Genomic DNA, 21,474 nt, shown 5'->3' on the forward strand with positions numbered 1-21,474 from the left:
GGCCAGGGCGTCCAGGGCGACGAGGCGGCCATTCCTTTCAAGCCACAACAGCGGCAAACAACCATCAGCCACACCCCGTCGCCCTGGGCATCCAGAGCGACTCACTCCAGACAAAACGATCTTAGGGGAACGACCATGAGGAAGATCATCGTCTCCGAGTTCACGACCCTGGACGGCGTCATCGAGAGGCCCGGCGAGCTGGGCTGGGCCTTCCGGTTCGACCGCGGCGAGGAGGGCGACGCCCTCAAGGCCGACGAGGTCCGCTCCGCCGGCGCCCTCCTGCTGGGCCGGACGACCTACGAGGGCTTCGCGCAGGCGTGGCCGCGGCAGACCGGCGAGTTCGCGGACACGATGAACCGGATGCCCAAGTACGTCGTCTCCAGCACGCTCGACGACCCGGAGTGGGACAACACGACCGTCATCACGCTGGACGACGTCGCCGAGCTGAAGCGGCAGCCCGGCGAGGACATCCTGGTCAACGGGAGCGCCCGGCTCGTCCAGGCGCTGGCCGAGCGCGGGCTGGTGGACGAGTACCGGCTGCTGGTCCACCCGGTCATGCTGGGCGGCGGGCAGCGGCTCTTCGGCGACGGAGCCGAAGCCGCGGAGCTGCGGCTGGTGGAGTCCCGGCCGGTGGGCGGCGACGGGATCGTGCTGCTCACCTACCGGCCCCGGCACCGCACGGCGACCTCGGCGGACGGCACGTCCATCGCCTACGACCGCGTCGGCGCGGGACCGGCGGTCGTCCTCGTCCAGGGCGCGTTCTCCACCCGCAGCGACCCGATCATGACCGGGATCGCCGGGGCGCTGGCCGCGACGCACACCGTCTACACCTACGACCGGCGCGGCCGAGGCGACAGCGGCGACACCGCCCCGTACGACGTCCGGCGGGAGATCGAGGACCTGACCGCGCTGATCGAGGCGGCCGGCGGCACGGCGCTGGTGTTCGGCGGGTCGTCCGGCGGCGCGCTGGCGCTGGAGGCGGCGGCGGCGGGCGCGCCCATCAGCAGGCTCGCGGTGTTCGAGCCGCCGTACGTCACGGCGCCGGGCGGCTCGCTGCCGTCCGCGAAGGACCTGGGCGCGCTGGTCGAGCAGGGGCGGCGCGGGGACGCCGTCGAACTGTTCCTCACCGCCGGTGCCGAGATGCCGCCCGAGGCGGTGGCGGGCATGAAGGCCCAGCCGTTCTGGCCGCAGATCGAGGACGTCGCGCACACGCTCGCCTACGAGGCCGCGGTCGTCGGCGCGGGACCGGTCCCGGAGCGGCTGTCCACGGTGGCGGTCCCGACGCTGGTGCTGGCGGGTTCGGCCAGCACCGACCGGATGCGCGACGCCGCGCAGGCGGTGGCGGGGCTGCTCCCGGACGCCCGTCTGGAGTGGCTGGAAGGGCAGGCGCACGGCCAGGTCGACCCCGAGTCGATCGGTGCGGCGGTGGGCGGGTTCTTCACCGCCTGACCTGCACGGCCGATGGCGCACCTCCCGACCGGGGGTGCGCTATCGGCGTTCCAGCAGCTCGGCCAGTTCGGCGCGGCCCTCGTCCTCGCGGCCGGGCAGGAGCAGCAGCGTGGACGCCCGCTCGAACCGGGCGCCGATGCGCTCCCAGCCCTCGACGGCGGCGGCCAGCTCGGCGGGATCGCCGTGCAGCCGTCCCCGCGCGCGGGCGAGGCACGCGGCGCCCCACGCGTTCTCGGCGGCGGCGGGCTCGGCGGCGTCGATCCGGGCCGCCGCGTCCGGCAGGCCCGCCAGGACGGCGAGTTCGGCGCCGGCCGCGTGGGCGTATCCGGCGTAGAGCGGGTTGGTCGCGTCCGAGAACAGCGCGCCGACCAGGCCGGCGGCGGTGTCGAGGCGCCCGGTGTGGACGGCGACGAGGGCGTCCGCGAAACCGGCGAGCGTCGCGTGGTCGAACACCTGCCCGGTCGCCTCCCCGGACGTGCGGGCCCGCCACATCGCGTGCCGCTCACGGTCGCCGCGCAGGCCGTGGACGAGCGCGGGCCCGACGGCGACCGGCTGCATCATGCCGCTCTCCGGCCGTCCCGCCCGCAGCCAGCTCTCCCAGGCGTCGTCCGCGTGCCGCAGCGCCTCGTCGAACGCGCCGCTCAGCGCCAGCGGCAGGATCAGGTTGTTGGTCGAGAGGTAGTACTGGTCGCCGAGCAGGTCGCCGAGCAGGTCGTCGGCCAGCGCGGGCCGGGCGGCGGCGAGCGCGGCGGGCAGGTCCCCGGCGGCGAAGGCGCAGTTCACCGCCACGTGCACGATGTCGACGACCTCCGCGGAGCAGCGCGGGTCGGCGAGCGGGAGGCCGGCCAGCAGGTCCAGCCGGTCGCGGGCGACGCGGTGCGCCTCGCGCAGCCGCCCGGCCCGCAGCGCGGCGCTGACGAGCGCGTCGAGCGCGGCGCTGACCAGCACCGGGTCGCCCGCCGCGCGGGCCAGCGCGACGGCCCGTTCCGCCAGGGCGGGGTCGGCGCTGTAGGGTGCGGCGGGCGCCGTCCACGCGCGGGCGGCGGCGAGCCAGGCCGCGACGACCGGATCGTCCTGGTCGCCGGCGGCCTCCGCGCGCTCCGCCAGCCGCCTCAGCTCCGCCTGCGGGACCGCGTACCAGCCGGGATTGCGCGCCGTGGTGACGACCGCCGTCGCCAGCAGCACGGCCTCGGCGTTCCCGTCGCCCGCGTCGCGGGCGCGGTCGGCGGCCGTGCACAGCAGCTCGTAGTGGCGGTGCCCGCCGGTGGGCATGACGTGCGTGCAGTCGGCCGCGCTCTTGAGGTCCGCGGACGCCTCGCCGGGCGACCCCGCGCGCTCGGCCGCGTCCAGGAAGTGCCCGTGCGCCTCGCGCGGGAACCGGCGCCGGTAGGCGAGCCGGCCGAGCGACCGCGCCAGCCCGTGCGCGACCTCCCCGGCATCGGCGGGCGCGGCGGCCAGCGCGGCGCGCAGGTCGTCGGCGGCGGTGTCGAACTCCGCCCGGACGTCCCCGTCCCGGGCGGCCAGCTCGGCGGCGACGCCGGACGACCATGCCAGGTGCAGGCTCCGTGCGTCCGCCTCCTCACCGCTGAGGGCGAGTTGCTCGGCGGCGAACGCGCGGACCGTCTCCAGCAGCCGCCAGCGCGCCGGGCCCGCCCTGCCGGCCAGGCTCTTGTCGACGAGCCGGCCCAGCACGTCGGCCGCCGCCCCCGCGCCCGTCCCCGGGGCGACGGCGAGCACCGCGGCCAGGTCGAAGGCGCCCGCGAACACCGCCAGCCGCCGGAACAGGGCGCGCTCCTCCGCGTCGAGGAGGTCGTGGCTCCAGGTGAGGACGGCGCGCAGCGAGCGGTGCCGGGCGTCGGCGCCGCGCCCGCCCGCGAGCAGCCGGAGCCGGTCGTCGAGGGCGGCCAGCACGCCGTCCGCGCCTAACGCCGCGCTGCGCGCCGCCGCCAGCTCGATCGCGAGCGGCATGCCGTCGAGGCGGGCGCAGATCTCCGCGACCGCCGCCGGGCCGGCGGCGAAATCGGGGTCGGCGGCGCGGGCGCGGTCGGTGAACAGCGCCTCGGCGTGCGAGGCCAGCGGCAGCGGCCCCACCCGGACGATCCGCTCGCCGGGGACGCCGAGCCGCTCGCGGCTGGTCGCGAGGATCCGGGTGCCGGGGCAGGCCGCGAGGATCCGGTCGGCGAAGCCCGCGACCGCGTCCAGCAGGTGCTCGCAGTTGTCGAGCACGATCAGCGTGCGGCTGCGGCCGAGGCGCCCGGCGATCACCGTGCGGAGTTCGGCCCGCGGGCTCTCGGTGACGTCCAGCGCCGCCGCCACGGCGTGCTCGACGAAGCCGTCCCGCACGGGCACCAGGTCGACGAACGCGCCGCCCTGCCCGGACGCGGCCGCCGCCACCGCCGCGAGCCGCGACTTGCCCACCCCGCCGGGGCCGAGCAGCGTCACCAGCCGGGCCTGGCCGGAGGCGGCCTCGATCTCCGCAAGCTCCTCGCCGCGCCCGACGAAGGAGGTGCGGGCGGCGGGCAGCCCGGCGACGGAGCGCGCCGCGCCGCCGGCCGTGTCCTCCTGCCGCTCGGCGGCGAGGATCGCCAGCTCACGCCGGTTGGCCACCCCGTACTTGCGCAGCAGCGACGAGACGTGGCTCTCGACCGTCCGCACCGAGATGTGCAGCCTGCTCGCGATCTGGGTGTTCGTCAGGTGCCGGCCGACGGCGGCCAGCACCTCGGCCTCGCGCTCGGAAACCTCGCTGGGCGGCATGGGCCCATGATCCCGCACGGGTCACGCCGCCGTCGCGGCCTGCGCGGTGACCCGCTGGATCGCCGTGACGGCGATGTCGGGCCGGTCGACGTAGATGTAGTGCTCGCTGCCGGCGGCGGTGCTCAGCCTGGCGCGCGCGGAGACCCCGAGCCACGTGCGCTGGCCGGCCGTCCACCCGCGCTCCAGGGCCGGCCCGTACTCGGGGACGGCCGCGAGGTACTGCTTCCCGTGCCGGATCACCTCGGCCGGGATGTTCCCGGCGGAGCGGACCTTCTCATCGGTGATGACGAGCCGCTCGGGGTTCTGCCCCGCGTCCACCGCGAGGGTCTGCGCGCGCAGCTGCGCCGCCGGGCCGGTGGCGGACTCGGGGATCGCGCCCTTGATGTCGGCGACCGAGGTCGGGGACGTGGCGTCCATCAGGACGAGCCCCTTGACGCGGTCCCTGTGGCCGGGGGCGTACCTGGCGGCGATCATCCCGCCCAGCGAGTGCCCGGCGAGGACCACCCGGCCGTCGCCGGCGACCCGGTCGAGGACGCCGGTCAGCACCTTCCCGGTGTCGGCGAAGCTCTGCGGGCCCTCCGGCCGGTCGCTCGCGCCCGCGCCGAGCCGGTCGTAGGAGCAGACCCGGTTCTCCTTGCTCAGGGTCTTCTGGAGGGCGGCCATCTTGCCGAGCCCGTCGCCGAGCCCCGCCATCAGGACGATCATCGGCGCGTCCTTCACCGGGGCGCCCGCGCAGGACACGTTCACCGACCGGCCGCCGACCTTGATCTTCTTGGTGCCGGTGAACGCGTCGGCGGTCTTGCGCGGTGCGGGGGAGTCGAACGGGAAGGCGTCCGAGTCGGGGACGCCGTCGCAGCCGGTGAGCCCGGCGGCGGCGACGGCGCAGCAGGCCGCGATCGCGGCGGTCTTCGTGAAAGCGCGGATCATGACGTCCTCCAAGGGAAAGCCGAATGCCGGAAAATGGTCCGGCGGTGATTTTGCGTGGCCGAATTCGCCACGAATGGAATTTCGCGGATCGGGTGTTGCTTTCGACATTGAGAACGCTAGGGATTCGACCCCGCCAGATCATCACCGCGCGGTTGACAATCGCCGGTAGCTCGCACGGGGGACAGTCCCGCCGTGCCGGAGCCGAGGCCGAGGACGACGTCAAGTTCATCCAGACGGTGTGACCGTTGACACCTTCCGAACCGTGTATCTAGCCTGAGGCCGACGTCAACTTCAAAGTAGGGAGTGGCATGGTCGGATCCGCGGTCATCGTCGACGCCGTCCGCACGCCGGGCGGCAGGCGCAACGGTTCCCTGGGCGGATGGCACGCCGCCGACCTGGCCGGCGCCGTCCTGCGGGCGCTGGCGAGGCGCAACGGCCTCGACCCCGCCCGCGTCGACGACGTCATCATGGGATGCGTCGGCCAGGTGGGCGACCAGAGCGTCAACATCGGCCGCTCGGCGGTGCTCGCCGCCGGGTGGCCCGAGAGCGTTCCCGCGACCACGATCGACCGGCAGTGCGGGTCGAGCCAGCAGGCCGCGCACTTCGCCGCCCAGGGCGTGCTCGCCGGCGCCTACGACATCGTCGTCGCCGCGGGCGTCGAGGTCATGACGCGGACGCCGATGGGCGCGTCCGGCGTCGGCGGCGACCCGTTCGGGCCGCTCGCCATGGCCCGCTACGCCCATGTCGAGACCCACGGCCGGAAAGGGCTCGTCCACCAGGGGCTGAGCGCCGAACTCATCGCCGACCGGTGGGGGCTCAGCCGCGCGGACCTGGACGCCTTCGGCCTGCGCAGCCAGCGGCTCGCCGCCGCGGCCCGCGACGCCGGGCGCTTCGACCGCGAGCTGCTGCCCGTCGAGGCCCGGACCTGGAATCCGGAGACCCGGGAGGTGACCCGCACGGGCACCGACCTGACGTCCGACGAGGGCATCCGGGAGTCGACGGCGGAGAAGCTCGCCGCCCTCAAGCCCGCGTTCCTGCCCGACGGCAAGGTGACCGCCGCGAACAGCTCGCAGATCACCGACGGCGCCTCGGCGGTGCTGATCATGTCGGAGGAGGCGGCGGGCCGGCTCGGCCTCACGCCGCGCGCCCGCTTCCACTCGTTCGCCGTGGTCGGCGACGACCCGATCGCCATGCTCACCGCGCCGATCCCCGCCACCCGCAAGGTGCTGGAACGCTCCGGCCTCTCCGCCGACGACATCGACATCGTCGAGATAAACGAGGCGTTCGCGTCCGTCGTCCTGGCGTGGCAGAAGGAGACCGGCTTCGACATGGCGAAGGTCAACCCGAACGGCGGCGCGATCGCGCTCGGCCACGCGCTCGGCTCGTCGGGCACCCGGCTGCTGGCGACGCTGCTGTGCGAGCTGGAGCGCACCGGCGGGCGCTACGGCCTGCAGACGATGTGCGAGGGCGGCGGCATGGCCAACGCGACCATCATCGAGCGGCTGTGAGCGCGGGCATGGAGATCAGCCTCGGCGAGGGCATCGCGCTCACCGCCCGCAACCACCCCGACCGGGCGAGCTTCCTGTTCGCCGACGGCGGCGAGCACACCTTCGCGCAGACGAACGCCCGGGTGAACCGGCTGGTGTCGGCGCTGCGCGGCAACGGCGTCGGCCGCGGCGACCGGCTGGCGATCTTCGCGCTGGACTCGCACCGCTTCGTCGAGATCGTGCTCGCCGCGACGAAGCTCGGCGCGGTCTACGTCCCGCTCAACTACCGGCTCCGCAGACCGGAGGTGGACGTCCTGGTCGACCGGGCGAAGCCGGTGGCCCTCTTCTACGACGTGCGGTACGCGGCGCTGCTCGACGGGCTCGACGAGCAGCACGGGATCAAGCTCATGCTCGCGCTGGACGAGCGCCCCGGCGAGGCGTCCTCCGACTACGAGGACTTCATCGCGACCGGGACCGAGGCCGAGCCGCCGGTCGTGGCGTCCGACCGCGACGTCATCGGCCTCGCCTTCACCTCGGGCACGACGGGCCTGCCTAAGGGCGTGCTCCAGTCGCAGCGGATGATGAAGGCGATCGTCACCGAGCAGATCATCGAGTTCCGCATGCTGCCGGAGGAGGTCCGCTACACGGCCGCGCCGGCCTTCCACATCACCGGGATCTGCCAGCTGCTCGCGGGGGTCGCCTACGGCTTCACCTCGCTGATCGTCCCGCAGTTCGACCCGCGGGTGACGCTCGACCACCTGGCCGCCGACACGCTGACCGGCGTCTTCCTCGTGCCGACGATGATCAGCACGATCCTGCAGCTCGACGACGTCCACGACCACGACTACGAGCGGCTGCGGCTGATGTACTACGGCGCCGCCGCCATGTCGCCGTCCCTGCTGCGCCGGGCGATGGACACCTTCAAATGCGACTTCCTCAACGCCTTCGGCGCCGGCACCGAGGCGGGCCTCCAGGCGCTGCTCGGGCCCGAGGACCACCGCCGCGCCCTGGACGGGCGGCCCGAGCTGCTCGGCTCGATCGGCAAGCCCGCGTACGGCGTCGCGCTGCGGATCGTCGACGACGACCTGCGCGACGTGCCGCCCGGTGAGGTGGGGGAGATCGCCACCCGCAGCGACATGCTGTTCGACGGCTACCTCGGCATGCCCGAGGAGACCGAGCGCGCCACCCGCGGCGGCTGGTTCCGGGCCGGCGACATGGGCTACGCCGACGAGAACGGCTACCTCTACCTGCACGGCCGCAAGAAGGACATGATCGTGCGGGGCGGCGAGAACATCTACCCGATCGAGATCGAGTCCGTGCTCGCCGAGCATCCCGACGTCGTGCAGAGCGCGGTCGTCGGGGTCGCCGACGAGCACTGGAGCGAGATCGTCCGGGCGTGGGTGCAGCCGCGCGAGGGCGCGCGGGTGACGGCCGAGGACCTCGCCGCCCACTGCGCCGAGCGGCTGGCCAAGTACAAGGTGCCGGCGGAGTTCCGGTTCGTCCCGGCGCTGCCGGTCAACGCCAGCGGCAAGATCCTCAAGCGGGAGCTGCGCACCTGGGAGTGACCCGGCGGAGGCACCGCCCGGAAGCACCGCCCGGAAGCACCGCCCGGCGGCCGCGATCGGCGCTGGTCGCGGCGCGCTCCGGCATGCCCGCGTCCCCGGGGCGCGCGGTTCCGGTCCGACGAAAATGTGACCCTTGACACCCGGGGAAGGGCCGTGACAAGGTCCGCTTTATGACGACGACGTCATGTTCAAGCGGCTGACAGACGTTCGGCCGGGGCGGCCCGGCACCGCACGAGCGCCGCGCGGGCGGCGTTGCCTCGCACAGGAGGAGGACCCCCAGCATGATGACGGGGCAGCAGTACAAGGACTCGCTCAAGGACGGCCGCAAGGTCTACTTCGAGGGGCGGCTCATCGAGGATTTCGCCACCGAACCCGCCCTGGCGGTTCCGATGGAAGTGGCCGCCGAGGGATACGACAAGTACTACTCCGCCGAGCCGGGCGCCCGGAACCCGGTCATCACCGCGCCGCGCAGTGCCGCCGAGCTGCGGGACAAGATTCCCGAGCTGCTGGAGATGGACCTGCTCCTCAACGTGACGTACCAGTCGGTCATGACGCTGATCGTCGCCTCCTCCCGCATCGAGTCGGCCGCGCCCGAGTACCTCCCGCGGATCAACGCCTACATCAAGAAGGCACTCGAAGATGACATCCGCATCACCGAATGCATCACCGACGCCAAGGGGAACCGCAGCCAGGCGCCGGCGAAGCAGGACGACCCCGACGCCTACGTCCGCGTCGTCCGCCGCACCCCCGACGGGGTCGTGGTGCGCGGCGCCAAGCTGCACATCAGCGCCGCCGCGCTCGGCCACCACCTGATGGTGATGCCCACCAAGACCATGAAGCCGGGCGAGGAGGACTACGCGATCGCCTGCGCGATCCCCGTGAACGCGCCGGGCGTGCACATCACCAACACCACCTACCACCCGAGCGGCGGCGACGACCGGGACTTCCCGGTCAGCTCGAAGAAGAGCGTGCCGGACAGCATGTGCATCTTCGACGACGTCTTCGTCCCCAACGAGCACGTCTTCCTCGACGGGCCGGTGGAGCACGCGGCGGTGTTCGCGCACTCGCTCGGGCTGTGGGAGCGGCTCGGCGGCACCGCCTTCATGGTCGAGCAGGCCGACGAGCTGGTGGGCCTCGCGCAGCTGATCGCCGAGGCGAACGGCACCCACCGGATCTCGCACGTCCGGGAGAAGATCGACGAGATGATCATCCACGCCACCCTGCTGCGGGCCGGCCTGGAGGCGGCGCTCCTGCACGCGCACGCGACGCCCGAGGGGTACTACTACCCCGACGACATGTACACCAACGTCACCAAGTACCAGGGCGCGACGCAGTTCAGCCGCATGGTGCGCCACCTGCACGACATCGCCGGAGGCGCCGTCCTGACCGCGCCCTCGATGGCGGACTTCGACAACGGGACGCTCCGCCCCTTCCTGGAGAAGTACATGTCGACCGGGAAGGACGTGGGGGGCGAGTACCGCACCAGGCTCTTCCACGCGATCCGCGACACGACCGCCGACGCCTACGGCGGCTGGCACCACGTGACCAACATCCAGTCCGGCGGCGGGCTGTTCGCGCAGCGGCTGGTCACCCGGCGCCACTACGACATGGACCGCGCCAAGCACCTCGCCTTCAAGGCGGCGGGCCTGGCCGGCGGATGACCCCCGCACCCTCCACGACGGGACGGACACGAACCATGGCGGATGCGAGGAGACGCGGGTGACCACGTATCTGGAGTTCGCGGTGCTCGGCCTCGGGCTCGCGGCTGTCTACATCGGGCTGGCGACCGGCCTGCTGCTGGTGTACCGCGCGACCGGCATCATCAACTTCGCGCAGGGCGCGATGGCGATGTGGGGCGCCTACGTCTTCGCCACGCTCGTCGACGACGGGCTGCTGGTCCTGCCGGTGGGCAGCGTCCAGCTCGGCGACGAGGTGGGGATCCTGCCGGCGCTGCTCATCGGGCTGCTGTGCGCGGCGGTGCTCGGCGTCCTCGTCCACTACCTGGTGTTCCGGCCGGTGCGGAACGCGCCGGTGCTCGCCCAGGTGGTGGTCTCGATCGGGCTCATGATCGGCCTGCAGGCGCTGGCGGTGATCCGGTTCGGGCCGAACAACGTCAAGGTCGAGTCGCCGATCCCGCGCGAGGAGATCGAGCTGCTCGGCGCGTCCCTGTCGGTGCGCGAGCTGGTGATGGCGGCGATCATGCTGGCGCTGGCCGCCGGGGTCTGGGCCTACCTGCGGTTCAGCCACGCCGGCGCCGCCACCCGGGCCGCGTCGGAGAACGAGCGCGGGGCCGTGCTGATGGGCCTCGACCCGAACCGCCTCGCGCTCGTCGCGATGGTGCTCGGCGCGCTCGTCAGCACGGTCGGGGTGCTGCTGGCCAGCACGCTCACCGGGCTGAGCCCGGCGAACTACACCGTGATGATCGTGCCGGCGCTCGCGGTGCTGCTGATCGCGCGGCTGGAGTCCATCGCGCTCGTCGGCGCGGGCGGGATCGCGCTCGGCGTCTTCCAGTCCGAGCTGAGCCTCATCGCCACCAAGAGCTGGTGGCCGGAGTGGGCGAAGTCGGGCCTGGACCAGGTCGTCCCGTTCGCCGTCATCATGGTCATCCTGTTCGTGCTCGGACGGCGGATGCCGGCCCGGGGGTCGCTGCAGTCGGTGCGGCTGCCGGACGTGGCGGTGCCGCGCGTCCGCCCCGTCCCCGCGCTGCTCCTGCTGGGCGCCGCCGCGGGCCTGCTGTTCGCCTTCGACGACACCTACCGCTTCGCCCTCACCAGCTCGCTGATCATCACGCTGCTCGCGCTGTCCTACGTGCTGATCACCGGCTACCTCGGGCAGATCTCGCTCGCGCAGTCGGCGTTCGCCGGCGCCGCGGGCTTCGCCCTGGCCAAGCTGACCGACGCCTGGAACATGCCGTTCCCGCTGGCCATCGTGCTGTGCGCGCTGGCCGCCGCGTGCCTCGGCATGGCCGTGTCGCTGCCGGCGTTCCGGATCCGCGGCGTCCAGCTCGCCATCGTGACGATCGCGGCGGCGCTCGCCATCGAGCGGTTCGTGTTCGGCAACTACAGCCTGACGCCCCCGACCGGGAACCCGATCGCCGACCCGGAGCTGTTCGGCGTGAGCTTCGCCGTGCGGGAGGGACGCGACCTCGCGCGGGTCGAGTTCTCGCTGCTGGTGCTGGTGATCGTCGCGCTGGTGATCCTGCTGTTCGTCCGGATCGCCCGGGGCGACACCGGGCGGGCGTTCCTGGCCGTTCGGGCCAACGAGCGCGCCGCCGCCTCGGCCGGGATCGACGTGCGGCGCACGAAGCTGATGGGCTTCGGCCTGTCGGCGTTCATCGCGGGCGTCGCCGGCTGCCTGCTCGGCTACAGCCAGGGCCAGCTCTCCGCCGAGTCGTTCTCGGTGTTCGTGGGGCTGCAGATCCTCGCGATGGCCTACCTCGGCGGCATCACCTCGTTCGGCGGCGCGATCGTCGCCGGCATGATCGGCCCGCTGGGGCTCGTCTACACCGCCATGCACCGGTGGTTCGACATGGGCGACTACTACGCGCTCATCAGCGGGATCGCGCTGATCCTCACCGCGATCCTCAACCCGGCGGGCATCGCCGGAAAGACCGAGGAGCAGATCGCGTGGGTCCGCCGGAAGCTGGCGGGCCGCCCGGCGCCGAGCGCGCCCGGGACGCCCGTGGTCGAGGGCCCGCCGCCCGGCGGTGTCCGGGAGGAGGTCGGCCGTCATGCCTGATCGCGCAAAGGGGCTGCGGACCCGCGCCCTGACCGTCCGCTACGGCGGCGTCGTCGCCAACGACGGCATCGACCTGCGGGTCCCGCCCGGCTCCGTCGTCGGCCTCATCGGGCCGAACGGCGCCGGCAAGACCACCTTCGTCGACGCCGTCACCGGCTTCACCCCCGCCGAGGGCGAGATCACCCTGGACGGGCGGAGCCTCGCCGGGATGCCGCCGCACCGCCGCAAGGCCGCGGGCCTCGCCCGCACCTGGCAGTCGGCCGAGCTGTTCGGCAACCTCACCGTCGAGGAGAACCTCCTCGTCTCGGCGCGGACGGTCGGCTTCCGCACGCTGCTGCGCGACGTCTTCGGCCGGACGAGCGTCGGCCGCTCGGTCGACCGCGCGCTGGAGACCGTCGGGCTCGACGGCGTCCGCTCCGTGCTCGCCCGCGACCTGACCCTCGGCCAGCAGAAGCTGGTGGGCGTCGCCCGCGCCCTCGCCGGGCGGTGCGACCTGCTCCTGCTGGACGAGCCGGCCGCCGGCCTGGACAGCAACGAGAGCGTCGCGTTCGGCCGCCGGGTCCGCGAGATCGCGGCGTCCGGCCCCGGCGTGCTGCTCATCGACCACGACATGTCGCTCGTGCTGAACGTGTGCGACGTCGTCTACGTCATGGAGTTCGGCAAGGTGATCTTCACCGGCACGCCGGCGGAGGCCCGGGTGGACGCGGCGGTCGCGACCGCCTACCTCGGTTCCCCGATGGAGGAAGCAGATGCCTGATCCCGTGCTCAGCGTCCGGAACCTCACCGCCGGGTACGGCGGCGTCCAGGCGGTCCGCGACCTCACCTTCGACGTGGCGCCCGGCGAGGTGGTGGCCCTGCTCGGCCCGAACGGCGCGGGCAAGACCACCGCGCTGCTGTCGATCGTCGGGCTCGTCCCGCCGATGTCGGGCGAGGTGCGCGCGCTCGGCGAGAAGGTCGAGCCCAAGCGGACCCACCGGCTGGCCAGGCGCGGCGTCGTGCTCGTGCCCGACGACCGGGGCGTGTTCTTCGGGCTCAGCGTCCGCGAGCACTTCCGGCTGGCGCACCGGCGGCAGGACCGCGAGCGCGAGGAGCAGGTGCTGGACCGGTTCCCCGCGCTCCGCGGGCTGCAGGGGCGCCGCGCCGGGCTGCTGTCCGGCGGCGAGCAGCAGATGCTCACCATCGCCAAGGCGATCCTCGCCCGGCCGAAGGTGCTCATGATCGACGAGATGAGCCTCGGCCTGGCGCCGAAGATCGTCCAGGAGATGCTGCCGTCGATCCGGGACCTGGCCGCGGAGGAGGGGATCGGGCTGGTGCTCGTCGAGCAGCACATCGAGCTGGCCCTGTCCGTCGCGGACCGCGGCATCATCCTCAACCACAGCCGGGTCGTGCTGGAGGGCTCCGCGAGGTCGCTGCTGGACCGGCGCGCCGACGTCGAGGCGGCGTACTTCGGCGCCGACGAGTACGCCGGCGAGCACGTAGGGGAGCACGGTGCGGACGCCGTGCTGCCGTCATGAGGGCGGCGCGATGACGGACCCGGCGGGGCTCGGCCCCGAGCAGCGCGGCGCGGTCGCCGTCGGCGGCGCGGCGATCGCCTGGGAGCGGTGGCCGCGGCCCGGCGCCCCGTCCGTGGTGCTGGTGCACGGGACCTCCGCGCACACCGCGTGGTGGCACCACACCGTCCGCTGGCTCGCCGACGGGTACGACGTGGTCGCCGTGGACCTCTCCGGCCACGGGAACAGCGGCCGGCGGAGCGCCTACGACCTCGGCACCTGGTCGCGCGAGGTCCTCGGCGTCGTCGACGAGGTGTGCGGCGGCGCGGCGGTCCTCGTGGGCCACAGCATCGGCGGGCTCGTCACGAGCGGCGCGGCGGCGGCCCGCCCGGACGCCGTCCGGGCGATGGTCCTCGTGGACTGCGTCGTCGCCGAGCCCCGCGAGTCCCCGCCCCGGCCGTCCGCGGGGCGCGGCGCCCCGGTGTTCGCGACGGTCGAGGAGGCCCTCGGCCGGTACCGGCTGATGCCGCCCCAGCCGGTGCCCGACGTCCGCGTCCTGACCTACGTCGCCGAGCGGTCGGTGCGGCCGGTCACCGGCGGCTGGACGTGGAAGGCCGACCCGGCGATCTTCGGCGCGCTGGACACCGGCCGGCTGACCGCGCCGCTCGCGGACGTCCGGTGCCCGACGGCGGTGGTGCGCGGCGAGCTGAGCCGGCTCGTCCCGCCGGACGCCGCCGCGGTGCTGGCCGCGCTGCTCGGCCGCCCCGTCCACCAGTACGACGTCCCGAACGCCTACCACCACGTGATGATCGACCAGGGTGCGCCGTTCGGCCGGCTGCTGCGCCGGGCGATCGACCGGCTGCTGGCGCCCGTTCCGGCGGACCCGCGTAAGGAGTAGAAGTGGACCTGGATGTCTCATGGCCCATCGGCAGGATCATCACCGAGTCCGCGCGGCGCTTCCGTGACGTCCCGTGCTGGCTCTCCACCGGCGGGGACCAGCGCACGTTCGCGGAGGTCAACGCCCGCGTCAACCGCATCTGCGACGCGCTGGCCGCGCGCGGCGTCCGGAAGGACACCCGGATCGCGCTGCTGGACACCGACTCGTTCGCCTACGCCGAGGTCCTGCTGGCGTGCTTCAAGCTCGGCGCGACGTACGTCCCGGTGAACTTCCGCCTGGCGCAGTTCGAGATCGAGAACATCCTGGGCCAGGCGGAGCCCGAGCTGTTCTTCGTGGGCGGGCGCTACCTGGAGACGGCGCGGAAGGTCGCCCCCGGGCTGCCCCGCGAGTGCGCGCTGCTGTCGCTGGACGGCTGCCTGGACGACGACGTCGAGTCGCTGGTCGCCGCCGGGCGCGAGATCGAGCCCGACGTGCGGCTCGCCGACGACGACCTTCTCGGGATCATGTTCACCAGCGGCACCACGGGCCTGCCGAAGGGGGTCATGCAGACCCACGGCATGCTCAAGCGGATGCTGAGCCTCGGCTGGGAGGTCTTCGCCAGGCCGCGCGACGTGCGGTACACGGCCTCCCCGCTGTTCCACATCGCCGGCTGGGCGCTCGTCTTCGAGCAGGTGGCGGTCGGCTGCACGTCCCTCATCGAGCCGCAGTTCGACCCGGTGGTGACGGCGCGGGCGATCGGGGACGGGCTGCTGACCGGCTGCTTCCTCGTCCCGACGATGATCCAGGCGGTGCTCGACGCCGACGCCGGCCCGACCGGGCGGGAGCGGCTCGACACCATGCTCTACGGTTCGGCGCCGATGCCGCCGAGCCTGCTGAGGCGGGCGCTGGAGCGGTATCCCGCGTGCGACTTCTGGAACCTGTTCGGCGCCGGCACGGAGTCCGGCGTCCAGACCCTGCTGCGCCCCGGCGACCACCGGCGCGCGCTGGCGGGGGAGGAGCACCTGCTGTCCTCGGTCGGCCAGCCGGTGCTGTACGTCGACATGCGCATCCTGGACGACGACGGCGCCGAGGTGCCGCCCGGCGTGGTCGGCAACATCGCGGCGCGGACCGAGTGCGTGATGGCCGGGTACCTCGGCCTGCCCGAGCAGACCAGGGAGGCGCTGCACGACGGGTGGTTCTGGGGCGGCGACCGGGGGTGGGTGGACGAGGACGGCTACCTCTACCTGGGCGGCCGCAGCCGCGACATGATCGTCCGGGGCGGCGAGAACATCTACGTCTCGGAGATCGAGCTGGTGCTCACCGACGTCCCCGAGGTCGCGGACGCGGCCGTGGTCGGCCGCCCGGACGAGACGTGGGGCGAGGTCGTGGTGGCGTTCGTGGAGTACCGGCGGGAGCCGCCCTCAGTCGAGGCGCTGGACGCGATGTGCCGCGCGAGGCTGGCGGGCTACAAGGTGCCGGTGGAGTACCACGTCCTGCCCGAGCTTCCCCGCAACCCGACGGGCAAGGTCCGCAAGAGCGACCTGGTGGAGCGGCTCACCTCCTGATACCTCCTGACCGATCCGGCGGGCCGGCGGGGTGTCCCGGTACCGCCGCTGAGCAGCCGAAATTCCCGAGCAAATGGCCATATGAACGATTGACATTGACGTCAACATTCATATGATGTGGAACACAGTGGAGCGAGGCGGCCGCGGGCCGCCGCCGGCGAGAGGCTGGTAGTGGGAATGAAGAAGACGATCGCGGCCGCGGTGGCGGTGACCACGGCCCTCGCCCTGGCCGCCTGCGGCGGGGACACGAAGGCCTCGAGCTCCGACGGCGGCCTGACGGGGGAGCCGGTCGTCCTCGGCGTCCAGTCCCTCGACACCGGCCCGGTGGCCTACCCGCAGAACACCTACGGCGCCAAGGCCGCCGAGTGGTACATCAACAACAAGCTCGGCGGCATCGGCGGCCGCCCCGTCAAACTGGACATCTGCTCCGGCGACGGCACCCCGGAGACCGGCGTGAAGTGCGCGAACGACTTCGTCGCCGCCGACGTCCCGGTGGTCTTCGACGCCTACGACGGCACGAGCATGGGCGCGATGACGCCGATCCTGAAGTCCGCCGGCATCCCGATCGTCGGCACGCTCGCCGGGCAGGCGGTGGCCGAGGGCGCGCAGTACCCGGCGGCCTTCTACTTCTCCGGCCCGCTGGAGACGAGCGCGCTCGGGATGGTGAAGATCCTCAGCCGGCTCGGCAAGAAGAAGGCGTCGCTCGCCGTGACCGACGCGCCGTCCTCGCACGGGTACGTCGACGACCTGGTCAAGCCGATGGGGCAGAAGCTCGGCATCGCCGTGGACGGCGTCTACGTCAAGGTCGACAACATCAACTTCCAGGTGGTGGCGGCCACCGAGATGTCGTCCAAGCCCGACGTCGCCGGCGTCATCGCGCTGCCGGAGGACGGCTGCACCGGGCTGATCCGGGCGCTCCGCCAGTCCGGCTACGGCGGCACGGTCTTCGCCGGGTCGTGCTCGCAGTTCATCGACGAGCTGGGCGAGGAGGCGGCGGGCGCGATCGTCCAGCCGCGGCTGTGGGTCCCGGCCTCCCGCGAGCACGCGCCGGCCGAGGTCCAGAAGCAGCTGGACGAGTTCGAGGAGGCGATGGAGGCGGTCGACTACGAGAAGGAGCAGTCGGCGCGGTCGCTGTACTCCTTCGCCGGGCTCATCAACTTGGCCAAGGTGGTGCAGGGCGTCAAGGGTGAGATCACCAACAAGTCGGTCTCCGCGGCGATGCAGCAGGTCAAGGACTTTCAGACCTACCTCGGCCCCAAGGTCACCTGCGACGGGAAGCAGTGGCCGGGACGCCCCGGCGCGTGCAGCGACCAGGGCATCTTCTTCGAGGTGCAGAAGGACGGCTCGCTCAAGCCGATCGACGGCCGGGGCTACATCGACCTGGAGCCGGAGGCAGTCAGCTGACGGGGCCGCTCGGCCCCCGCTCCGCGGCACCGGCACTGCGCGCCGGTGCCGCGGAGTCATTTTGTTCATGACGTCACTGTCAAGTAAGATGCGAACCTTACGAGGGTGAGATACCGTCCTTCGGCGCCCACGCCGAGCGCCGCGCCTCCGAACCTTTGATGGCCCGGCCGCGAAGGTGGGATGCTCATGTGGGGCGCGCACGGGGCGGCAGACCAGTGATCGGGAGTGATGGGCATGGCCAAGACGCGCGGTGGCAGGCTCGGCGTCGCCACGAGTCCGGAGCAGCAGGAGCGGCGCCAGACCGGCCCGCTGACGGGACGCGGCCACGCGCGCCGCGCCGCGCTCCTCGACGCGGCCCGCCGGGTCTTCGAGGAGAAGGGGTTCCTCGACGCCCGCGTCGCCGACATCGCCGCCGAGGCGAAGGTCGCCCAGGGCACCTTCTACACCTACTTCGACTCCAAGGACGCGGTCTTCCAGGCCGTCGCCACCCGGGTCGCCGGCGACATGATCATCGAGCTGGGGTCGAGCCGCCCGCAGTCGCCCGCGTCCTACGAGCGCACCTACGCCGCGATGAAGCGGTTCGTCGACTCCTACCGGCGCAACGCCAAGATCGTCGCGCTCATCGAGCAGGTGGGCACGTTCACCCCCGAGATGAAGCGGATCCGGCTCCAGGTCCGCGAGGCGCACGTCGACCGGATGGCGCGGATCATCGAGCACCACCAGAACGAGGGCCTCGCCGACACCTCCCTCGACCCCGAGCTCACCGCGGAGCTGATCGGCTCGATGGTCGACCAGATCTGCCACGTCTGGCTGAACCTCGGCAAGGAGTTCGACGAGGAGAAGCTGCTGCACGCGCTGACCACGGTGTGGCTGCGCGGCGCCGGCATCTACGACTGGCAGAGCACCAAGCCGAGCTAGCACACGGGGGCCGGAGCAGGCCCGGCGGGCCGCCCGGTCAGCGGGCGGCGGCCCGCGCGGCCGGACGGTCGATGGCGGCGGGCGGCGCCTCCCGGAGCGTCCGCTTGAGGATCTTGCCGCTGGCGTTGAGCGGCATCTCCGCGACCACGACGAACTCCACCGGGACCTTGTAGGCGGCCAGCCGGTCGCGGCAGCGGCGGCGCAGCGCCTCCAGGTCGATCTCCCGCTCGGCGGTGAGGTAGGCGACCACGACCTCGCCCCAGTGCTCGTCCGGACGGCCGACGACCGCGACCTGCGCGACGCCGGGATGCCCGGAGATCACCGTCTCGATCTCGACGGGGTAGATGTTCTCGCCGCCCCGGATGATCATGTCCTTGCTGCGCCCGGCGAGGTAGAGGTACCCCTCGTCGTCCATCCGGGCCAGGTCGCCGCCCCAGAACCAGCCGTCGCGGATCGCGCGGGCGGTCTCGTCCGGCATCTCCAGGTAGCCGTTCATCACTGCGTCCGAGCGGGTGATGATCTCGCCGATCTCGCCGCGCGGCACGTCCGCGCCGTCCGCGCCGACGATGCGCAGCTCCACCCCGAAGGCGGGCTTGCCGATCGAGCCGAGCAGGTGCGTGTCGCCGGCCATCGCGCGCCGGTGGTCCGCGGAGCCGAGGACGGTCTGCAGGCCCCCCTCCGTCGCCGCCCCGAACGCGTTGATGAGGTCGCAGCCGAACGTCTCGATGGCCTGGCGCAGCAGGGTCGGCGAGATCGGGGCGCCGCCGTAGATGATGGACCGCAGGCCGGGGTAGTCGCCCGCCGCCGCCTCGGGCCGCTCCAGCACCGAACTGATCATCGTCGGGACGAGGAACACGCCGGTGAGCCGGCCGGACCGCATCCAGCGCAGCACCTCGGCCGGGTCGAACTGGGGCAGGATCAGCGTCGGGAAGCCGCGCCACACGTGCATGAGGATCATGCCCTGCCCGGCGATGTGGAAGGTCGGCGACGCGGTGTAGCGGAACTCGCCCGGCACGATCTCGTAGTCGATCGACATGTTGACGATGAGCGACTTCAGCATCCGCTGCGACTGGAGGACGCCCTTGGGCAGCCCCGTCGTGCCCGAGGTGAACGCCAGGCCGATGACGTCCTCGTCCCGCACGTCCACGTCCGGCTCCACGTCGGCGCCCGTCGCGAGCAGCGCCTCGTAGCCCTCCGGGCCCTCCGCCTGGTCGAAGTCGATCAGCTGCCGCAGGCTCTCGACCTGCGGCAGCAGGGCGCGCCCGGAGTCGAGGTAGCGGCTCGTGACGAAGAGCATCGACGGCTTGGCCCAGCGCAGGAGGGTCAGCAGCTCGGAGTCCGCGAGGCGGTTGTTGAGGGGGACGTAGACGGCGCCCAGCTTCATGCAGGCCAGCAGCAGTTCGGCGTACCCGCCGCAGTCGGTGGCGACGATCGCGACCTTGTCGCCCTTGGCGACGCCCCGCCGGGCCATGGCGTCCGCGAGCCGGTTCACGCGCGTGTTGGTCTCGGCGAAGGTCTGCTCAGTGCCGTCACCGAACACGAAGCACGGGACGTCCGGATGGCGTCGCGCGCTGAGGCGGAGGTAGTCACCGACGCGGATCCTGGGGTGCATGGCCGCTCCTGCGATTGCCGGGAGGTTCGAACCTCGTGCCGTACATGACGTCGGAGTCATCCAGTGTCTAAACCATCGCCAGAGCAGTGTCAATGCTTCCAAGCCCGGCAACGCGGAGCTACACGGCCTGTCAGGGGATTCCCGGCCGACCGTTGACATGGCCGGGCGGTGCCGGTAGACAGGTCGATATTGACATCAGTCTCAATCCGGAGGACGGGACGATGGCGGGACGGCTCGGCAGCACGGGGACCGGTGTCACCGGGCTCGGCATCGCGGTCGGCGAGTTCCTCCCGCTGAGCGCCCGGCGGCATCCCGACCGGGCCTGCTTCCGGTTCCCCGACGGCTCCGCGCACTCGTTCGCGCTGACGAACGCGCGGGTCAACCGGCTCGCCTCCGCCCTGCGCGCCGAGGGCGTCCGGCGCGGCGACCGGCTCGCGGTCTTCGCGCTCGACTCGCACCGCTACATGGAGATCGTGCTCGCGTGCAGGAAGCTCGGCGCGGCCACCGAGGCCGGACTGCAGACGACGCTGACGCCGGAGGACCACCGGTGGGCCCTCGCCGAACGTCCGGAGCTGCTCCACTCGTGCGGCCGCCCGTCCATCGGGGTCGCTCTGCGGATCGTGGACGCCGACCTGCGCGACGTGCCGCGGGGCGAGGTCGTGCGCGCGTTCGTCACCGCCGCGACCGGGCACCGGCCGGCGGCGGAGGAGCTGCTGGCGCACTGCAGGGCCCGGCTGGCGAGCCACAAGGTGCCCCGGGAGTTCGTCGTGCTCGACGCGATGCCCGTCAACGCCAGCGGCAAGATCCTCAAGCGCGAGCTGCGCCGGTGGACCCCTTCTTCCGCCTCAACATGACAATGACATCACATTCGAACCGTGCGAGATTGGACCCATGACCAGCATTGACGAGGCCGCCCCCGCGGCCCCGCCGTTCGCGGTGTCGCATCAGGGCCGCGTGGCGACGCTCACGATCTCCAACCCCCGGCGCAAGAACGCGATCGGCCAGGCGGGCTGGGCCGCGCTCCGGGACGCCGTCGCCGGTGTCGCCGCCAGCGAGGCCCGGGTGCTCGTCATCACCGGCGAGGGCGACGACTTCTGCGCCGGAGCCGACCTGTCCGCGCCCTCGGAACGGCACGCGCTCACCGGCATGCACGAGGTCAACGAGGCGTGCCTCGCCGTCCACCGGCTGCGGATCCCGGTCATCTGCCGGGTCGACGGGTACGCCGTCGGAGCGGGCATGAACCTCGCCCTCGCCGGGGACTTCGTCATCGCCAGCGACCGGGCCCGCTTCGCCCAGATCTTCGTCAAGCGCGGCCTGTCGGTGGACTTCGGCGGCTCCTGGCTGCTGCCCCGCCTCGTCGGGCTGCACCGCGCCAAGGAGATGGTGCTGCTCGGCGGCATGATCGACGCCGCCGCCCTGCACGGGCTCGGGATCGTCCGGCAGGTCGTCCCGCCCGGCGGGCTCGACGCCGCGGTGGCCGGCCTCGCCGCGCAGCTCGCCGAGGGGCCGCCGATGGCGCTCGCCCAGTCCAAGCGGCTGCTCAACGACGCCTTCGAGAGCAGCCTCGAAGGCGCGCTCGAAGCCGAGGCCCACGCGCAGGCGGTGAACCTCGCGATGGAGGACGCCGCGGAGGCGGGCCGCGCCTTCTTCGAGAAGCGGCCCCCCGTCTTCCGCGGCCGCTGACGCGC

Annotated in this window: 17 protein-coding genes; 14 read left to right on the plus strand and 3 right to left on the minus strand. The window is 72.9% G+C overall.

Translation table 11 applies throughout. The features are described from left to right. Nucleotides 1–135 precede the first annotated feature (135 nt). Entirely contained in the window at nt 136–1,449 is a 1,314-nt protein-coding gene (locus ETD96_RS47910; RefSeq protein WP_138637621.1) for an alpha/beta fold hydrolase, read from the plus strand. A gap of 39 nt (nt 1,450–1,488) precedes the next feature. Here ETD96_RS47910 and ETD96_RS18025 read toward each other — a convergent pair whose 3' ends face one another. Together ETD96_RS18025 and ETD96_RS18030 are read right to left on the minus strand one after the other, a co-directional pair. Continuing rightward, the gene (locus ETD96_RS18025; RefSeq protein ID WP_138637622.1) at nt 1,489–4,203 is read right to left on the minus strand and encodes an ATP-binding protein; all 2,715 of its coding nucleotides are present in this window, start codon (nt 4,201–4,203) and stop codon (nt 1,489–1,491) included. 21 nt (nt 4,204–4,224) lie between these two features. Then, nucleotides 4,225–5,130 (minus strand): alpha/beta fold hydrolase, encoded by a 906-nt coding sequence (locus ETD96_RS18030; protein WP_171069088.1) that lies wholly within the window; start codon nt 5,128–5,130, stop codon nt 4,225–4,227. Nucleotides 5,131–5,153: 23 nt separating this feature from the next. Between ETD96_RS18030 and ETD96_RS18035 the strand changes: the two genes are divergently transcribed. The 11 genes from ETD96_RS18035 to ETD96_RS18085 all read left to right on the plus strand — a co-directional run bounded on the left by ETD96_RS18035 (nt 5,154) and on the right by ETD96_RS18085 (nt 18,174). Continuing rightward, complete coding sequence (locus ETD96_RS18035; RefSeq protein WP_138637624.1) at nt 5,154–5,372, plus strand: hypothetical protein; 219 nt, start codon at nt 5,154–5,156, stop codon at nt 5,370–5,372. 66 nt (nt 5,373–5,438) lie between these two features. Next, nucleotides 5,439–6,638, plus strand: a complete 1,200-nt coding sequence (locus tag ETD96_RS18040; RefSeq protein ID WP_138637625.1) for a thiolase family protein — start codon at nt 5,439–5,441, stop codon at nt 6,636–6,638. Continuing rightward, a complete protein-coding gene (locus ETD96_RS18045; RefSeq protein ID WP_138637626.1) occupies nt 6,635–8,182 on the plus strand; it encodes a class I adenylate-forming enzyme family protein in 1,548 nt (515 codons plus the stop codon). The genes ETD96_RS18040 and ETD96_RS18045 overlap by 4 nt, the downstream gene beginning before the upstream one ends. A gap of 281 nt (nt 8,183–8,463) precedes the next feature. Beyond that, complete coding sequence (locus ETD96_RS18050) at nt 8,464–9,843, plus strand: 4-hydroxyphenylacetate 3-hydroxylase N-terminal domain-containing protein (protein WP_138637627.1); 1,380 nt, start codon at nt 8,464–8,466, stop codon at nt 9,841–9,843. 58 nt (nt 9,844–9,901) lie between these two features. Further along, nucleotides 9,902–11,920, plus strand: a complete 2,019-nt coding sequence (locus ETD96_RS18055) for an ABC transporter permease (protein ID WP_138637628.1) — start codon at nt 9,902–9,904, stop codon at nt 11,918–11,920. After that, on the plus strand, nt 11,913–12,677 hold the full coding sequence (locus ETD96_RS18060; RefSeq protein WP_138637629.1) for an ABC transporter ATP-binding protein: 765 nt from the start codon (nt 11,913–11,915) through the stop codon (nt 12,675–12,677). The genes ETD96_RS18055 and ETD96_RS18060 overlap by 8 nt, the downstream gene beginning before the upstream one ends. Continuing rightward, complete coding sequence (locus tag ETD96_RS18065; protein WP_138637630.1) at nt 12,670–13,434, plus strand: ABC transporter ATP-binding protein; 765 nt, start codon at nt 12,670–12,672, stop codon at nt 13,432–13,434. Before ETD96_RS18060 ends, ETD96_RS18065 begins: the two co-directional genes overlap by 8 nt. A gap of 10 nt (nt 13,435–13,444) precedes the next feature. Then, nucleotides 13,445–14,308, plus strand: a complete 864-nt coding sequence (locus tag ETD96_RS18070) for an alpha/beta fold hydrolase (protein WP_138637631.1) — start codon at nt 13,445–13,447, stop codon at nt 14,306–14,308. 2 nt (nt 14,309–14,310) lie between these two features. Then, nucleotides 14,311–15,852 (plus strand): class I adenylate-forming enzyme family protein, encoded by a 1,542-nt coding sequence (locus ETD96_RS18075; RefSeq protein ID WP_138637632.1) that lies wholly within the window; start codon nt 14,311–14,313, stop codon nt 15,850–15,852. A 177-nt stretch (nt 15,853–16,029) separates the two neighbouring features. Then, entirely contained in the window at nt 16,030–17,256 is a 1,227-nt protein-coding gene (locus ETD96_RS18080; protein ID WP_138637633.1) for an ABC transporter substrate-binding protein, read from the plus strand. A gap of 234 nt (nt 17,257–17,490) precedes the next feature. Next, nucleotides 17,491–18,174: a TetR/AcrR family transcriptional regulator gene (locus ETD96_RS18085; RefSeq protein ID WP_138637634.1), complete on the plus strand. Its 684-nt coding sequence runs from the start codon at nt 17,491–17,493 to the stop codon at nt 18,172–18,174. Nucleotides 18,175–18,211: 37 nt separating this feature from the next. Here the strand turns inward: ETD96_RS18085 and ETD96_RS18090 are convergent, their stop codons facing one another. Beyond that, nucleotides 18,212–19,786 (minus strand): class I adenylate-forming enzyme family protein, encoded by a 1,575-nt coding sequence (locus ETD96_RS18090; protein WP_171069089.1) that lies wholly within the window; start codon nt 19,784–19,786, stop codon nt 18,212–18,214. 221 nt (nt 19,787–20,007) lie between these two features. Here ETD96_RS18090 and ETD96_RS46735 point away from each other — a divergent pair, with 221 nt between their 5' ends. Together ETD96_RS46735 and ETD96_RS18100 are read left to right on the plus strand one after the other, a co-directional pair. Next, on the plus strand, nt 20,008–20,640 hold the full coding sequence (locus ETD96_RS46735) for an AMP-binding protein (RefSeq protein ID WP_240807787.1): 633 nt from the start codon (nt 20,008–20,010) through the stop codon (nt 20,638–20,640). A gap of 37 nt (nt 20,641–20,677) precedes the next feature. After that, nucleotides 20,678–21,469 carry an enoyl-CoA hydratase/isomerase family protein gene (locus tag ETD96_RS18100; RefSeq protein WP_138637637.1) on the plus strand — a complete coding sequence of 264 codons (792 nt, stop codon included), beginning with the start codon at nt 20,678–20,680 and terminating at the stop codon, nt 21,467–21,469. Nucleotides 21,470–21,474 lie beyond the last annotated feature (5 nt).

This window comes from Actinomadura geliboluensis (assembly GCF_005889745.1).
Taxonomy (GTDB): domain Bacteria; phylum Actinomycetota; class Actinomycetes; order Streptosporangiales; family Streptosporangiaceae; genus Spirillospora; species Spirillospora geliboluensis.

What these genes read in the sequence shown, in the direction of transcription:
- ETD96_RS18090 (WP_171069089.1), bottom strand. Translation starts at nt 19,786, where the DNA reads ATGCACCCCAGGATCCGCGTCGGTGACTACCTCCGCCTCAGCGCGCGA.
- ETD96_RS18050 (WP_138637627.1), top strand. Translation starts at nt 8,464, where the DNA reads ATGATGACGGGGCAGCAGTACAAGGACTCGCTCAAGGACGGCCGCAAG.
- ETD96_RS18070 (WP_138637631.1), top strand. Translation starts at nt 13,445, where the DNA reads ATGACGGACCCGGCGGGGCTCGGCCCCGAGCAGCGCGGCGCGGTCGCC.
- ETD96_RS18035 (WP_138637624.1), top strand. Translation starts at nt 5,154, where the DNA reads ATGCCGGAAAATGGTCCGGCGGTGATTTTGCGTGGCCGAATTCGCCAC.
- ETD96_RS18085 (WP_138637634.1), top strand. Translation starts at nt 17,491, where the DNA reads ATGGCCAAGACGCGCGGTGGCAGGCTCGGCGTCGCCACGAGTCCGGAG.
- ETD96_RS18030 (WP_171069088.1), bottom strand. Translation starts at nt 5,130, where the DNA reads ATGATCCGCGCTTTCACGAAGACCGCCGCGATCGCGGCCTGCTGCGCC.
- ETD96_RS18065 (WP_138637630.1), top strand. Translation starts at nt 12,670, where the DNA reads ATGCCTGATCCCGTGCTCAGCGTCCGGAACCTCACCGCCGGGTACGGC.
- ETD96_RS18060 (WP_138637629.1), top strand. Translation starts at nt 11,913, where the DNA reads ATGCCTGATCGCGCAAAGGGGCTGCGGACCCGCGCCCTGACCGTCCGC.
- ETD96_RS47910 (WP_138637621.1), top strand. Translation starts at nt 136, where the DNA reads ATGAGGAAGATCATCGTCTCCGAGTTCACGACCCTGGACGGCGTCATC.
- ETD96_RS46735 (WP_240807787.1), top strand. Translation starts at nt 20,008, where the DNA reads ATGGCGGGACGGCTCGGCAGCACGGGGACCGGTGTCACCGGGCTCGGC.
- ETD96_RS18025 (WP_138637622.1), bottom strand. Translation starts at nt 4,203, where the DNA reads ATGCCGCCCAGCGAGGTTTCCGAGCGCGAGGCCGAGGTGCTGGCCGCC.
- ETD96_RS18080 (WP_138637633.1), top strand. Translation starts at nt 16,030, where the DNA reads ATGAAGAAGACGATCGCGGCCGCGGTGGCGGTGACCACGGCCCTCGCC.
- ETD96_RS18100 (WP_138637637.1), top strand. Translation starts at nt 20,678, where the DNA reads ATGACCAGCATTGACGAGGCCGCCCCCGCGGCCCCGCCGTTCGCGGTG.
- ETD96_RS18040 (WP_138637625.1), top strand. Translation starts at nt 5,439, where the DNA reads ATGGTCGGATCCGCGGTCATCGTCGACGCCGTCCGCACGCCGGGCGGC.